The sequence below is a fragment of the Halorussus salinus genome (genome assembly GCF_004765815.2).
GTDB classification, from domain to species: domain Archaea; phylum Halobacteriota; class Halobacteria; order Halobacteriales; family Haladaptataceae; genus Halorussus; species Halorussus salinus.
This window is the reverse complement of sequence record NZ_ML974127.1, coordinates 1,524,427-1,537,157: the sequence shown is the minus strand read 5'-3', so window position 1 is coordinate 1,537,157 and position 12,731 is coordinate 1,524,427. Positions and strand designations below refer to the sequence as shown.

Here is a 12,731-nt window from a genome sequence, read left to right as displayed (position 1 = left end):
CGTCGGTTCCCCGTCGTCCGGGGGCGAACCCCCGGCGGACGGCGGATAGCGTCGCTCCGGGAACGTTAAGTGTGGTCCGAAGCAACGCCACAGTATCATGAGCGCCGGGATTACCATCTCCTCGATGTCCGACTACGCTATCTTGGGCTGTGGGAGCGTCGGGCACGCGGTCGCCGAGGAACTGGTGGAGCAGGGCAAAGACGTACTCATCATCGACCGGGACGCCGACCGCGTCGAGGCCCTGCGTGACCAAGACCTCAACGCCCAGACCGCCGACATCCGCGAGGAGGGCCTCTACGAAACCATCGCGGACAACGAAGTCGTTCTCATCATGTCCTCGGACGTGGAGGCCAACAAGCAGGCGGTCCGGACGATTCGGGAGAACGACGGCGAGCAGTTCGTCGTCGTGCGCGCGAGCGACCCCGTCTCCGAGGACGAACTCACCGAGTTGGGCGCGGACGTGGTCATCAACCCCTCGGAGGTCATCGCCGACTCGGCGCTCCGCGCGCTCGAAACCGGCGAACTGGAGTACAAGGCCCAACAGCTGGCCGACGTTATCGAGGAGACCGGCGACCGACTCGCCATCGTCACCCACGACAACCCGGACCCCGACTCCATCGCCAGCGCGGTCGCGCTCCAAGCCATCGCCGACACCCTCGGCGTCGAGGCCGACATCCTCTACATCGGCGACATCGGCCACCAAGAGAACCGCGCGTTCGTCAATCTGCTGGGCATCGAACTCCTGCCGTACGCGGACGCCGACGTGGACGACTACGACACGATGGCGCTGGTGGACCACGCCAAGGCGACCGAGACGACCTTCGACGAGCCTGTAGACATCCTCATCGACCACTTCGAACCGGACGAGGAGTACGAGGCCGAGTTCGTGGACATCCGTCCCTCGGTGAGTTCGACCTCGACCATCATGACGAAGTACATTCAGGAGTTCGACCTCAACGTCAGCGAGGAGGTCGCCACCGCGCTCCTGTACGGCATCCGCGCCGAGACGCTGGACTTCAAGCGCGACACGACGCCCGCGGACCTCACCGCCGCCGCCTACCTCTACCCCTTCGCCAACCACGACACGCTCGAACAGGTCGAGTCCCCCTCGATGTCGCCCGAGACGCTGGACGTGCTGGCGGAGGCCATCACCAACCGCGAGGTGCAGGGGAGCCACCTCGTGAGCAACGCGGGGTTCATCCGCGACCGCGACGCGCTCACGCAGGCCGCTTCCCACCTGCTGAATCTGGAGGGCATCACGACGACCGCGGTCTTCGGCATCGCCGAGGAGACCATCTACCTCGCGGCGCGCTCGAAGGACATCCGGATGAACATCGGCAAGGTGCTACAGGACGCCTTCTCGGACATCGGCGAGGCCGCGGGCCACTCGACGCAGGCCAGCGTCGAGATTCCGCTCGGCATCTTCACCGGCATCGAGACGACCGACGACAACCGCGACACCCTGCTGTCGCTGACCGAGGAGGCCGTCAAGCGCAAGCTCTTCGACGCGATGGGCGTCGAGAGCGGCGAGGGGAGTAACGGAAGCTGACCGGCCGATTTCGCCGTTTCCGGTGCAGTCGCCTCGACTTTCGCGAAAAGAACTCGGAACCGTCGCTCAGACCGCGGCTTCTTCGTCGTCGGTCTCGGGTTGCTGGAGTCGCTCGATGGTGTCGTTGATGAGGACCACGTCCCCGACCGCGCGTACCCACCGATACGGAATCATCACGCCGTTCTCGTTGCCGACGACATCGCCGAACAGGTCACGGTTGAGTTCGCCGAGGGCAATTCCGGTCACGGTGACGGCGTCCACGTCCAGACGCACGTCCTCGACTTCCCCGACGAAGACGCCGCTGTTGGAGTACACCTCCCGACCGACTAGATTCGTAATCTCCTGCGGAGTTCCGTCCATGTTGGCAGTAACTAGCGGGGGCAGTATTAACTTTTGGTAGACTGAGCCAAAATCATCTGTGAGGTGAACTGTCCGAATATCGGAGTCGAGTCGCTGGACCGTCGGTCGAGTTTCGCGGCCGAGTCGTCCGGCCGCCGGTCGAATCCCGGAGACGAACCCGGAGTCCAGTTACTCCGCGAGCGAGTCGAGGACGCCGCCGAGGAGGTCCAACCCGTCCCGAACGCGCTCGGGGCGCTGGCACGCGCCGACGCGGAACTGGTCGGGAGCGTCGAAGAACCGCCCCGGCACGACCAGCACGCCCTCGTCCCACGCCGCCTCGGCAACCACGTCGCCGTCGGCGTAGTCGTGGTCGAGAAGCGCGTACGGACAGCCCGGTTCGACGGTGCCCGAGAGGTCCGGCCGCGAGGTGACGAACTCCGCCAGCGCCCCGCGGTTGGTTCGGACGCGCTGGCGGGACTCGTCGGCGAGTCGGTCGGCGGCCGCGAGCGCCCGGCCAGCGAGTCGCCGACTCGGCTCCGCGACCGCAGGGACGTGGTGGGCGACCGAGCGCGCGCGCTCGACGAACGCGGCGTCCGCGATTAGCCAGCCGATTCGCAGGTCGCCGAAGCCGAAGAACTTGGTCAGCGAGTTGGTGACGACCGTGTTCGGGAGTCCCGCCGCGGTGGGACCGCCGAAGGGTCCATCGCCCGGTTCGGCGCGGAAGGGTGCGTACACCTCGTCCACGAGGAGTCGCGCGTCGTCGTCGCCGACGACCCGAGCGGTCTCGGCCAGCGTCTCGCGGTCGGTCGAGCGACCGCTCGGGTTGTGGCGGTTCGTCACCGTGACGAGCGCGGTGTCTTCGACGAGTGCGGCGTCCACGCGCTCGGGGTTCAGGGGATACTCGTCGTCGGGCGGCCGGAGGAATCGGTCAACCGTCGCGCCGACCGCTTCCGGGGTCGCTAGCAGGGGTTCGTAGCCGGGTTTCTCGACCAGCACGCGCGGCGTCGCAGTGGAGTCGCCGTCGCCGGACTCCTCGGTCGCTCGGGCCGCGACCTCCGCGTCGGTGACGGTCGCCGCGGCCGCGAGGAAGTTGGCGTGGGTCGCACCCGCGGTCACGAGGACGTTCTCGGGTTCGACGCCGTAGATTTCGGCGAGACGTTCGCGCAGGGTGGCCTCGCCGGAGACGACGCCAGCGAGCGCCGGGGGCACCACCTCGTCGGGTCCGGCGGGAGCGCGCCGGAGGTCCGACGACCCGAGGTCGTAGTCGGCGCTCTCGGGTCGTCCGGTAATCCAGTCGAGATACGCGATGTCGGGGAACACGTCTCGGTGTACGAGTACCGCGAAATTAACGTTCGGGATACCGTCCGGACGTTGACAGTCCAAGCAGTCGGTTTAAGCGTAGCTCCGCTGTATATAGCCACATGGTACCGTTCCAGAGGAGTAGTCGGAGACGACAGGTCGGCCGGACCCGGCAGTCCGTCCAGCGGCGACGAGCGACCCGGAGGTGGGCGTGAGGTGTCCGAGGAGCCGAGCGAGGAGGGCGCGACCCCACCGTCCGAGGAGCGCACGGTGCCGACCGTGAACGCCGCGCCGACCGCGGACCTGCGGACGGGCGAGGAGTCCTCCGAGAAACTCGACGCCGCGTTCGCGCTGTTGGCCGACCCGGTGCGCAGGGCCGCGCTCGCGACCCTCGCCGAGGGCGACGAGACCGTCTACGCCGTCGACTCGCTCGCCACCGCGGTCGCGTCGAAGCGGCAGGCCGCGAACGCGGGCGACCGGACCTTCGAGGACGCGACCCGAGCGCGGTCGCTGGCGGTCGAACTCCACCACAGGCACCTGCCGAAACTGGAGTCCCACGGCGTCGTGCGCTACGACCCGGCCGAGCGGTCGGTCGAGTATCTCGGCCGCGAGTGGTTGGACGAGTGGCTCGACCACGTGCGGCAGACCGAGTGACGCCGAGCGGTCGCCGTCGGCTTCGCGCTCAGGACCGACACGACGCACAGAAGTTCTCGACCAGTCGTTTCCCCGCGTCGGTCAGGATGCTCTCGGGGTGAAACTGCACGCCGACGTGGGGGCGCTCGCGGTGGCGGACCGCCATGACGACGCTTTCTCTCTCATCTCCCCCGCACTCGGCACCGACCGTCCGCGCCGCGACTTCGAGGTCGTCGGGAATCTCGGCGCGTTCGACCGCAAGCGAGTGGTATCGCCCGACCTCGAAGGGGTCGGGCAGGCCCGCGAACACGCCCGCGCCGTCGTGGGTCACCAGCGAGGGCTTGCCGTGGACCACCTCGGGCGCGTGGCCCACCGTCGCGCCCGCGGCGGCACAGAGCGCCTGATGGCCGAGACAAACCCCGAGAATCGGATAGGCGGTCTCCTCGAACAGCGGAATCGAGATACCGGCGTCGGCGGGCGTGCCGGGTCCGGGCGAGACGACGATGCCGTCCGGGTCGAGGTCCCGGATTTCGGGCAGGGTCACGGCGTCGTTGCGCCGGACCGTGACCTCGGGGTCGAACTCCCCGACGTACTGGACGAGGTTGTAGACGAACGAGTCGTAGTTGTCGATGACGAGGAGTGACATGGCGAGATGCGACCGAGTTACTCGGGAGTCGGTTGGCGCGCGGTCGGTTAATGGGCTTCGATGCGTCAGTTCGGTCACGCGTAGCGTGGCGACGACCGCGACGGTGCGTTCCGGAACAGCCTCCTTTTTGTCGCTCCCGTCCTCGGATTCGCACATGCAGAACGTCAACGCCGCGGGCTTGGGCATCGGCGACGACTACCCGCCCCGAATCATGGGCGTGCTGAACGTCAGCGAGGAGTCCCCCTACGACCCGAGCGTCTACGACGACCCCGGCGAGGCCGCCGCGTACGTCGATTCGGAACTCATCGGCGAGGGCGCGGACATCGTGGACGTGGGCCTCGAATCCGCGAACAAGCGGTTCGAGGTCCTCTCTGCCGAGCAGGAACTCGACCGCCTCGACACCGCCGTCGAGACCATCGAGAGCGTGTCGGGCGATGCGGTCTTCTCCATCGAGACCAGATACGCCGAGGTCGCCGAGGAGGCCATCTCGCGCGGATTCGACATGGTCAACGACATCTGCGGCTTCGCCGACCCGCGGATGCCCGACGTGTGCCGGGAGTACGACGTTGCGGTGGCGAAGATGGCGAGTCCGCCCGACCTCGAACGCCCCGGCGCGGTCGAGCGCGTGGACGACATCTACGACGCGCTGAAGCGCGAAGGGCTGACGGACAAGACCATCGTGGACCCCGCGTTTGGCGGCTGGTCGGAAGAGAAGACACTCGAAGACGACCGCGAGACGTTCGACCGCCTCCGGGAGTTCCGCGGTCTCGGTCAGCCGATTCTGGTCTCCATCAACCGGAAGAACTTCCTCCGTGACCTCGCGGGCCGTGACACCGACGAGGCCCTGCCCGTCTCGCTCGCCGCGACTTCGATGGCCGTCGAGCGCGGCGCGCACGTCGTCCGGACCCACGACGTGGCCGAGACGATGGACGCCGCCAAAATCGGCGACGCGTTCGCCCGCGACCGACTCCGCGACGACGAGTTGGGCGTCGAGGAGCTAGACGTGACGAGCGCCGGGGAAGCCGCCCGCCACCTCGAACGACTCGGAGCCGACCCCGAGGCGGCTGACGAGGCCGCGACGCGCGTGTTCGAGCTATCGGACCTCGCGGACGCCGAGCGCGAACGCCTCGCCGCGGCCGCGGTGGACGCTGGCGTCACCGTCGCGCCCGGACGCGGCGGCGTCCTGCTGGCGGGGACGCCCGGCGCGCTGGCCCGCCTGCGCTCGCGCGTGGCCGACGAATCCGAGGGCGACGGGGCCGCGAGCCAACTGGTCGAAACCCTCGATGCTGTCAGCGACCCGGAACAGTAAGAGAAAACTTATGGCGGGGGAGGAAGAAATCCGGCTTGGGAAGCCGGAAGGGCGCTCGCGGGTAGGGGTACTTGCTTGCGAACTTCCGGCTCGAGCGATTCTGACATGAACTACGAAACGTGGAGTCCCGTCTACGAGCGGATTCTGGCCGACTTCGGGTTCGACCGCGAGAGCGACGAACGCGCCCGCGACGCGCTGGCCGACCTGACCGAACCGTTCGACCTCGACCTCCTCGACGCGTCGGAAGAGACGGTCGCCGTCGCGGGTGCCGGGCCGTCGCTGACCGACCCGGACCACCCCGAGCGCCCGGCCGAACTCGACCGCGCGCGACGAGCAGACGCGGTGTTCGCCGCCTCGACCGCCGCCGACCACCTCCGGGACGCGGGCGTCGGCGTCGATTGCATGGTCACGGACTTGGACAAGAACCCCGAGACCGCCCGCGAGTTGACCGAGGAGGGAGTCCCCGTCGCGGCCCACGCCCACGGCGACAACGTCCCCGCGGTCCGCGAGTGGGTGCCCCGGTTCGACGCCGAGTGGGTCCTGCCGACGACGCAGGCCCGGCCGGTCGCCCACGTCCGGAACCCCGGCGGGTTCACCGACGGCGACCGGGCGGCGTTCCTCGCGGACTGTCTCGGGGCCGCCGAACTCCGGTTCGTCGGCTGGGACTTCGACGACCCGGACGTGGACCCGATGAAAGCGAAGAAGTTGGCGTGGGCCGAACGACTCCTCTACTGGCTGGAGCGACGCCGCGACGAGGAGTTCGCCGTGCTGGACGGGCGACGCGAGCGAATCGAACCGGTCTCCGCCGACGAGCGTTTATAGAAAGCGCCCGATAGCCGAGAAGAGCATCAATGAGCGTCTTGGCGGAGTTGACGGTTCCCGCAAACGAGTTCGTGCTTGCCGACACCCTGTCGAGCGCCCCCGGCATGCGAATCGAGATCAAACGCGTCGTCGCGGGCACCGAGCGCGTGACGCCGTACTTCTGGGCGTCGGACGGTGACTTCGAGGAGTTCGAGACGGCGCTTCGGGACGACGAGACGATAGCCGACATCCTGACGCTCGAAGAACAGGAGGGCGACGAGCGGTTCTATCGGGTCACGTGGCAATCGAACGTCGAGAGCCTGATGACGGGCATCTCCGACGCGAAGGCGACGATTCTGGAGGCCGTGAGCGACGACGGCGAGCAGTGGGAACTCAAGGTGCTGTTCCCGAATCGGGACGCGCTCTCGACGTTCCACGACTACTGTCTCGAACGGGAGTTCTCGTTTCGACTCGACCGCGTGTACGAGCCCGAGAACCCCGAGGAGCGCGGTTCGTACGGCGTGACCGAGGACCAGCGCGAGGCGCTGACCGCGGCCTACGACGGAGGCTACTTCGACGTGCCGCGGGAGACCGACCTCTCGGAACTGGCCGACGACCTCGGCATCTCGCGGAACGCGCTGTCGGCGCGGCTCCGGCGGGGACACCGGAACCTGTTGGGGAACACGCTTGTCCACGACGAGTGACCGGGCGCTCGTCGTCCGCGCGGCGGGCCCGGCGAGCGCGATGCGCCATCATATAAAAGAGTGGTAGCATTCACACAACGCGTCTTAGGAGAGGGCGTCACAACTATCGCTGTCGGTTCTCCAACGATGAACGTCGAAGAGCGCCCATCGCTTCGCACCGAGAACGCACAGAAGCCCGTCGTGACCCGCGAGGTCGGCGACGGCGAGTCAGTTACGAGCGCCGTCGTCGCGGCGGTACGTTCGACGGCCGACCGCGACCCGCGGGAGTTACCGCCGCTCTACGACGCTATCGACTCCGACGCGCTGGAAGACATCTTCGGGGCGATGCCGGACGGGACGGAGCGTCGGCTCGACGGTCGCGTCGTCTTCCAGTACGGGGACTACGAGGTCTGCGTCGAGAGCGGCGGCACCGTTCGGGTCTACCGATAGCGTCCGATGACCGAGTTCAGATTCGACTGCGACATCTGCGAGACGGTAGTCAGCGCGGCCACGAGTCGGACGCTGAAGGACCGAGCGACGACGCACCTCGACGCGGACCACCGCGACGGCCTCCGCGAAGACTTCACGGCGACTTACGGCGGAACCGCATGCAAGAACGACTGCGGGTACGTCTTCCCGACGACGGTGGCCGAGGTCGCGGGGTTCGACTGTCCGGGGTGTAGCCACGACCACTTCGACGCCTTCGCCCGGCAGTACGTCTACTGGCGAATCGAAACGAGCGGGTAGCTCAGGGGTTCAGGACGACTTTCCCGGTCGTCTCGCGGTTCTCGATGGCCTCGTGGGCCTCGGCGGCGTCTTCGAGCGGGAACCGCTCGCCGACCACGATTTCCAACTCGCCCGCCGCGAGGAGTCCCTGCAGTTCGGGCACCGACCGGAGGATGCGCTGTGGGTCCCGCTGGAGCGCGTTTCCGAGGTGGAACCCTTCGACCGACTTGTTCTCGAAGAGGAGTCGCGTCGTCTCGACCCGTCCGGGTTCGCCGCTGGCCGCGCCGTAGGCCACGATTCGCCCGAAGTGCGAGAGCGCGTCGAGGCTCCGGGCGAACGTCTCGCCGCCCACGCCGTCGAGGACCAAATCGACGCCCTCGCCGTCGGTTTCGTCCTCGACGACCTCGCGGAAGTCTTCCTCCTCGTAGTTGATGGGGTGGTCACAGCCCAACCGCTCGGCGAGTGCCAACTTCTCGTCGGTGCTGGCGGTGCCGAACACCTCCGCGCCTGCCGCGCTGGCCAACTGGACCGCCGCGGTGCCGACCCCGCCCGCCGCGGCGTGGACGAGGACGCGCTCGCCTTCTTCCAACTCGCCCCACTCGTGGAGGACCGCGTGGGCGGTCATGAACTGGACCGGGAAGCCCGCCGCCTCGTCGAAGGACATCTCCTCGGGCACCTCGAACACCGACTGGGCGTCGGCGACGACGTACTCGGCGTAGGCGTTCCGGCCGGTCATCGCGACGACGCGCTCGCCCTCCTCGCGCTCGACGCCCTCGCCCACCGCGTCGATGGTTCCCGCGGCCTCCATCCCCGGTACGTAGGTCGGTTCCGGGCCGCCGACGTAGTGACCGCGGCGTTGCATGATGTCGGCGAAGTTGACGCCCGCGGCCTCGACCGCGATGCGGACCTCGCCCGGTCCCGGTTCGGGCGTCTCCGCGTCGGTGACTTCCAGCGCGTCGCTACTGCCGAACTCCGTCACTTCGACTCGCTTCATGGTCCCGACTTCGGTCCGGTCCCGGATAAACTCTCAGGCCGTGGTGAGTTCTTCCGGGTCCGGTGAGAAACAGTTTTGAGCTGTTGGCGAGGTTACGGTTCCATGAACGGTCTCAAAGCGATGCTCATGGGCATCGCGTTTATCTGCTTCAGCGGCTTCTTCATCGTGGGGCAGGCCCTCGATATCGTCGGCGAGAGCATCGTCACGTGGGGGATGCTGTTCGGACTGCTGCTCTGTTTTCTCGGCCTGCTGGCGAGCGACGATTCCCGAGACAGCGGGCGACCCCGAGGAGGGCGTGCCGGAACGCCCGGACGCGGGATGGCCGGACTCGCGGAAGCACGGGCCGAAACCGACGAGACCGGCGACGCCGCCGACGAGGGCGACGACGCGGGCGACGCTCCCGACCGAACCGACTACTCCGCCAACCGCTTCCCGCCGATGTAGAGGCGGTCGGGGTCGGGCCGCTCGTCGGCGAACGACTCGCGGTACTCCATGAGTTGCCAGAGGACGCCCGTGGGATTGCGGGGCGAGACGAACGCCTCGCGCCACTCGTCGTAGTCGGTCCGGTCCACGACCCGAATTCCCTCGGCTTCCAGCGCCGCGATGGCGGCGTCCATCTCGGCGACTTCGAGCGTGACGTGGTGCATCCCCGGCCCGTTCTCAGCGAGGAAGTCGGTCAGAAAGGAGTCTTCGCCCTCGATTGGTTCGATAAGTTCGATTCGAGAGGCGTCGCCCAGCAGGTAGTAGGCCCACCGGAACGCGCCGGTCGGGTCCTCCTCGTGAACCAACTTCTCGGCCCCGAGGAGTTCCAACAGCGGTTCGGCGTCGGCGACCGAGCGGACCGCGATGCCGACGTGGTCCACGCGGATTTCGGGCGTTTCGGGGTCGGTCGCGTCGGTCATGCCTCACTCGTCGGGACCGACCGAAATAATCCTTCCGCGGGGTCGCCGGAGAAATCAGCATCGAAACCGCGGACCGGCGGGACGGGACGGAACGGGAGGGGACGGCTTCAGTCGTCTACGACAACGTCGGCGTCGGCCGCGTTGTTTTTCACGCTCTCGATTCCCTGCTCGGCCTTCTGCTTCGAGGCGTAGCCCTGTCCCGAGTCCGCGACGACGTTACGGTTGTCGTGAACGAGACGCCAGCGCCATTTTCCGCTCTTGTCCTCGTACAGTTCGAACGTGGCTTTGCTCATGATGCATACGGGAATCCTCAGTCCCGTGATAAAAACGTTCCGCGGGTAGCCCTCCGGAGCGGTACGGAGACGACCGGAGACGGTCGATCCCATCTCCCGGACGCGGTTCGACTCAGTTCTCGGGAGCCAGCGCGTCGATGGTCGCCGCCAACTCGTCCTGCTCGGCACCGCGGGGGAACGAGACCGCCACGCGGTCCACGCCGTCTATCTCCTCGAACTTGCGGACCTGCTCGCGGGCTTCGTCGGGGGTCCCGACCGCGCCGAGGTCGTCCAGTAGGTCGTCGCCGATGGCTTCGATTGCGCCGTCTTGGTCGCCGTTGCCCCACGCGGTGGCGACCTCCTCGGCGGTGTCTTCGTAACCCTGCCGCGAGAGGGCCTCCCGGTAGAAGGTGCCCATCGCACCGACGTAGAACGCGAGGTGCTGGCGCGCGAGGCGGCGGGCGCGCTCGCCGTCCTCCGAGACTGCGCAGGTCGTCGAGAGCGTGACCCGCACGTCGTCGGGGTCGCGGCCGCCCATCTCGGCCCCGCGTCGGAGGTCTTCGAGTCGGTCCCGAATCCCGTCGGGCGTGAGCATCAGGGCGTGCCACCCGTCGGCGAAGCGCCCGGCCAACTCGACGGACTTCGGTCCCATCCCGGCCGCGTCGATGGGGACTGTCTCGTCGGGCGGGTCGCTCCGCAGGCGGAATCCACCGACTGTGAAGATGTCGCCCGCGTAGTTGACCGTCTCGCCCGAGAGGACCTGCCGGACGATTTCGACGTACTCGCGGGTGCGCCGGAGCGGTCGCTCGAAGCTCTGGCCGTGCCAGCCTTCGATGACGGCGGGACCCGAGGGACCGATGCCGAGTCGGAGGCGGCCCTCCGAGAGTTCCTGTAGGGAGGCCGCGGTCTGGCCGACGAGCGCGGGCGACCGCGAGTAGACGTTCAGAATCGAGGGACCGATGCCGATGTCGTCGGTGCGCTCGGCGATGGCCGAGAGGACCGTCGCGGCGTCCCGGCCCCACGTCTCGGGGTGCCAGACGCGGCGGTAGCCGCACTCCTCGGCCTGCTGTGCGAGCGAGACGATGTCGCCGATGGACGGTCGGGCGGCGACCGGCAAGTGGATGGTGCGTGCTGTCATAGACGAGACGACGGAACCGGCCACCATAGTTCCCCCGTCAACCGTCGAAGTGAGAAACGTCGTTTATTCAAGGCCCGGTTTACGACGCCGAGACAGCCGCAGCACTTGTTGGCCATCAATCATTAAAAGCGAGGAGAAAATATATGTATCAGTCGTAACTTCGCGGGGATTCTCCCGACCAGTGAGAAAATTACGTTATTTATCTAACTAATTTTTGGGTAACAATGAACAGAGAAAACCCATCCAGCCGACGACAGTTCCTGAAGAGTGCAGGTCTCGTCACCGCGGGTCTCGCCGCAACAGTTCCAGCGAGCGCGCGGAAAGTGGCCGAATCGTCCGGAGACGTGTCCACCGAACTCTACGAAGGCCAGCGCGTCACGGACGGCAACGACGACGGCACCGTGGCGGTGTTCAACACCCCCGACGCCGACGACTTCGACCAGTTGGTGGAGGGCGGTGCCAACGACCCATACGGTACCACCCAGTCGGACGAAGTGTACGACCCCGGTTCCGACGAGTACTTCATCGAGGTCTCGTGGGACTACAGCGGCGTGACCGGATGGACGCCGGTTCCCGGTCTGGACCCGGTCAGCGTCCCGATTTAGCGACCGACGATCCTCATTTTTTCGGCGCGTATTCGGCTGGGGTCGCGCTCGTCGATTCGTCGCACCGTGCGGAGACGGCAGAAGATTGATACGATAGCCGTGCTACCCCCGAACCGATGAGCGACGACACGCCGCGGGATTCGGACGCTGACTCTTCCGAGGAGTCCCCCGACTCCTCTCCCGAGGGAGTCCGCGAGTGGCTGACGTGGCTCCGCCGCACCGACCACGGCGCGGTCGCGCTCGGCCGCGACGTGGCGAGCAGTGCGCTGACGGTCGCGCTCGTCGGTCTCGTGCTGTTCGCCGCGAGCGGCGTCTGGCCGCCGATGGTCGCCGTCGAGAGTGGGAGCATGGAACCGCACATGGAACGAGGAGACCTCGTGTTCGTGATGGACGAGGGACGGCTCGCGCCGGACGCCGCGACCGGCGACACCGGGGTCGTCACCCACCGCGTCGGGAAGGAACGGGGCTTCCGGAAGTCGGGGAGTTACGGCGACGTAATCGTCTACCGACCCGACGGCAGGGAGCGAGCGACGCCCATCATCCACCGGGCGCGATTCTGGGTGAACGACTCGGAGAACTGGTACGCGAAGGCGAACTCGGACTACCTCGCCGCTGACAGTTGCGCCGAGGTGACCAACTGCCCGGCCCCGAACGCGGGGTTCGTCACCTTGGGCGACGCCAACGACTACTACGACCAAGCGGTCGGGCGAACCCGGCCAGTCAGGCCGTCGTGGGTCCGCGGGACCGCAGAGTTGACGATTCCGGAACTCGGGCACGTCCGCCTCGCGCTCTCCGGCAACTGACTCGGCCGACCCCCCGATTCTCGCCGCCGCTG

Annotated in this window: 17 protein-coding genes; 10 read left to right on the top strand and 7 right to left on the bottom strand. The window is 67.5% G+C overall.

Annotated elements, in window-relative coordinates; translation table 11 throughout:
- Nucleotides 1-97: 97 nt before the first annotated feature.
- Entirely contained in the window at nucleotides 98-1,549 is a 1,452-nt protein-coding gene (locus EPL00_RS07710; RefSeq protein ID WP_135851054.1) for a DHH family phosphoesterase, read from the top strand.
- Between the two features lie 66 nt (nucleotides 1,550-1,615).
- Here the strand turns inward: EPL00_RS07710 and EPL00_RS07705 are convergent, their stop codons facing one another.
- Together EPL00_RS07705 and EPL00_RS07700 are read right to left on the bottom strand one after the other, a co-directional pair.
- Nucleotides 1,616-1,909: a PRC-barrel domain-containing protein gene (locus tag EPL00_RS07705; RefSeq protein ID WP_135851055.1), complete on the bottom strand. Its 294-nt coding sequence runs from the start codon at nucleotides 1,907-1,909 to the stop codon at nucleotides 1,616-1,618.
- 168 nt (nucleotides 1,910-2,077) lie between these two features.
- Nucleotides 2,078-3,208: a pyridoxal phosphate-dependent aminotransferase gene (locus tag EPL00_RS07700; protein WP_135851056.1), complete on the bottom strand. Its 1,131-nt coding sequence runs from the start codon at nucleotides 3,206-3,208 to the stop codon at nucleotides 2,078-2,080.
- A gap of 195 nt (nucleotides 3,209-3,403) precedes the next feature.
- On the opposite strand from EPL00_RS07700, the gene EPL00_RS07695 reads away from it, so the two are divergent.
- Complete coding sequence (locus EPL00_RS07695) at nucleotides 3,404-3,841, top strand: DUF7344 domain-containing protein (protein WP_135851057.1); 438 nt, start codon at nucleotides 3,404-3,406, stop codon at nucleotides 3,839-3,841.
- 28 nt (nucleotides 3,842-3,869) lie between these two features.
- Here EPL00_RS07695 and EPL00_RS07690 read toward each other — a convergent pair whose 3' ends face one another.
- Nucleotides 3,870-4,466 (bottom strand): anthranilate synthase component II, encoded by a 597-nt coding sequence (locus EPL00_RS07690; RefSeq protein WP_135851058.1) that lies wholly within the window; start codon nucleotides 4,464-4,466, stop codon nucleotides 3,870-3,872.
- A 154-nt stretch (nucleotides 4,467-4,620) separates the two neighbouring features.
- Between EPL00_RS07690 and folP the strand changes: the two genes are divergently transcribed.
- The 5 genes from folP to EPL00_RS07665 all read left to right on the top strand — a co-directional run bounded on the left by folP (nucleotide 4,621) and on the right by EPL00_RS07665 (nucleotide 8,006).
- On the top strand, nucleotides 4,621-5,775 hold the full coding sequence (gene folP, locus EPL00_RS07685; protein WP_135851059.1) for a dihydropteroate synthase: 1,155 nt from the start codon (nucleotides 4,621-4,623) through the stop codon (nucleotides 5,773-5,775).
- A 105-nt stretch (nucleotides 5,776-5,880) separates the two neighbouring features.
- Entirely contained in the window at nucleotides 5,881-6,597 is a 717-nt protein-coding gene (locus EPL00_RS07680) for a 6-hydroxymethylpterin diphosphokinase MptE-like protein (RefSeq protein WP_135851060.1), read from the top strand.
- 29 nt (nucleotides 6,598-6,626) lie between these two features.
- Complete coding sequence (locus EPL00_RS07675) at nucleotides 6,627-7,280, top strand: helix-turn-helix domain-containing protein (protein ID WP_135851061.1); 654 nt, start codon at nucleotides 6,627-6,629, stop codon at nucleotides 7,278-7,280.
- Between the two features lie 126 nt (nucleotides 7,281-7,406).
- Nucleotides 7,407-7,709 carry a HalOD1 output domain-containing protein gene (locus EPL00_RS07670; RefSeq protein ID WP_162224174.1) on the top strand — a complete coding sequence of 101 codons (303 nt, stop codon included), beginning with the start codon at nucleotides 7,407-7,409 and terminating at the stop codon, nucleotides 7,707-7,709.
- 6 nt (nucleotides 7,710-7,715) lie between these two features.
- Complete coding sequence (locus EPL00_RS07665) at nucleotides 7,716-8,006, top strand: hypothetical protein (RefSeq protein WP_135851062.1); 291 nt, start codon at nucleotides 7,716-7,718, stop codon at nucleotides 8,004-8,006.
- 1 nt (nucleotide 8,007) lies between these two features.
- Here EPL00_RS07665 and EPL00_RS07660 read toward each other — a convergent pair whose 3' ends face one another.
- Complete coding sequence (locus EPL00_RS07660; protein WP_135851063.1) at nucleotides 8,008-8,979, bottom strand: quinone oxidoreductase family protein; 972 nt, start codon at nucleotides 8,977-8,979, stop codon at nucleotides 8,008-8,010.
- A gap of 102 nt (nucleotides 8,980-9,081) precedes the next feature.
- Between EPL00_RS07660 and EPL00_RS07655 the strand changes: the two genes are divergently transcribed.
- Nucleotides 9,082-9,423 carry a hypothetical protein gene (locus EPL00_RS07655; RefSeq protein ID WP_135851064.1) on the top strand — a complete coding sequence of 114 codons (342 nt, stop codon included), beginning with the start codon at nucleotides 9,082-9,084 and terminating at the stop codon, nucleotides 9,421-9,423.
- On the opposite strand, the gene EPL00_RS07650 is transcribed toward EPL00_RS07655, so the two are convergent.
- The 3 genes from EPL00_RS07650 to EPL00_RS07640 all read right to left on the bottom strand — a co-directional run bounded on the left by EPL00_RS07650 (nucleotide 9,393) and on the right by EPL00_RS07640 (nucleotide 11,291).
- Complete coding sequence (locus EPL00_RS07650; protein WP_135851065.1) at nucleotides 9,393-9,881, bottom strand: VOC family protein; 489 nt, start codon at nucleotides 9,879-9,881, stop codon at nucleotides 9,393-9,395. The two genes, EPL00_RS07655 and EPL00_RS07650, sit on opposite strands and share 31 nt — an antisense overlap.
- 107 nt (nucleotides 9,882-9,988) lie before the next feature.
- Nucleotides 9,989-10,174, bottom strand: a complete 186-nt coding sequence (locus EPL00_RS07645) for an HVO_2922 family protein (protein WP_135851066.1) — start codon at nucleotides 10,172-10,174, stop codon at nucleotides 9,989-9,991.
- Between the two features lie 112 nt (nucleotides 10,175-10,286).
- Nucleotides 10,287-11,291 (bottom strand): TIGR04024 family LLM class F420-dependent oxidoreductase, encoded by a 1,005-nt coding sequence (locus EPL00_RS07640; protein ID WP_135851067.1) that lies wholly within the window; start codon nucleotides 11,289-11,291, stop codon nucleotides 10,287-10,289.
- Between the two features lie 224 nt (nucleotides 11,292-11,515).
- Between EPL00_RS07640 and EPL00_RS07635 the strand changes: the two genes are divergently transcribed.
- Complete coding sequence (locus tag EPL00_RS07635; RefSeq protein WP_135851068.1) at nucleotides 11,516-11,896, top strand: twin-arginine translocation signal domain-containing protein; 381 nt, start codon at nucleotides 11,516-11,518, stop codon at nucleotides 11,894-11,896.
- Nucleotides 11,897-12,012: 116 nt separating this feature from the next.
- Complete coding sequence (locus EPL00_RS07630) at nucleotides 12,013-12,699, top strand: S26 family signal peptidase (RefSeq protein WP_135851069.1); 687 nt, start codon at nucleotides 12,013-12,015, stop codon at nucleotides 12,697-12,699.
- The last annotated feature ends 32 nt before the right edge of the window (nucleotides 12,700-12,731 follow it).

Coding starts and splice junctions, on each gene's coding strand:
- EPL00_RS07710 (WP_135851054.1), top strand. CDS start 98: ATGAGCGCCGGGATTACCATCTCCTCGATGTCCGACTACGCTATCTTG.
- EPL00_RS07705 (WP_135851055.1), bottom strand. CDS start 1,909: ATGGACGGAACTCCGCAGGAGATTACGAATCTAGTCGGTCGGGAGGTG.
- EPL00_RS07690 (WP_135851058.1), bottom strand. CDS start 4,466: ATGTCACTCCTCGTCATCGACAACTACGACTCGTTCGTCTACAACCTC.
- folP (WP_135851059.1), top strand. CDS start 4,621: ATGCAGAACGTCAACGCCGCGGGCTTGGGCATCGGCGACGACTACCCG.
- EPL00_RS07680 (WP_135851060.1), top strand. CDS start 5,881: ATGAACTACGAAACGTGGAGTCCCGTCTACGAGCGGATTCTGGCCGAC.
- EPL00_RS07675 (WP_135851061.1), top strand. CDS start 6,627: ATGAGCGTCTTGGCGGAGTTGACGGTTCCCGCAAACGAGTTCGTGCTT.
- EPL00_RS07670 (WP_162224174.1), top strand. CDS start 7,407: ATGAACGTCGAAGAGCGCCCATCGCTTCGCACCGAGAACGCACAGAAG.
- EPL00_RS07665 (WP_135851062.1), top strand. CDS start 7,716: ATGACCGAGTTCAGATTCGACTGCGACATCTGCGAGACGGTAGTCAGC.
- EPL00_RS07660 (WP_135851063.1), bottom strand. CDS start 8,979: ATGAAGCGAGTCGAAGTGACGGAGTTCGGCAGTAGCGACGCGCTGGAA.
- EPL00_RS07655 (WP_135851064.1), top strand. CDS start 9,082: ATGAACGGTCTCAAAGCGATGCTCATGGGCATCGCGTTTATCTGCTTC.
- EPL00_RS07650 (WP_135851065.1), bottom strand. CDS start 9,881: ATGACCGACGCGACCGACCCCGAAACGCCCGAAATCCGCGTGGACCAC.
- EPL00_RS07645 (WP_135851066.1), bottom strand. CDS start 10,174: ATGAGCAAAGCCACGTTCGAACTGTACGAGGACAAGAGCGGAAAATGG.
- EPL00_RS07640 (WP_135851067.1), bottom strand. CDS start 11,291: ATGACAGCACGCACCATCCACTTGCCGGTCGCCGCCCGACCGTCCATC.
- EPL00_RS07635 (WP_135851068.1), top strand. CDS start 11,516: ATGAACAGAGAAAACCCATCCAGCCGACGACAGTTCCTGAAGAGTGCA.
- EPL00_RS07630 (WP_135851069.1), top strand. CDS start 12,013: ATGAGCGACGACACGCCGCGGGATTCGGACGCTGACTCTTCCGAGGAG.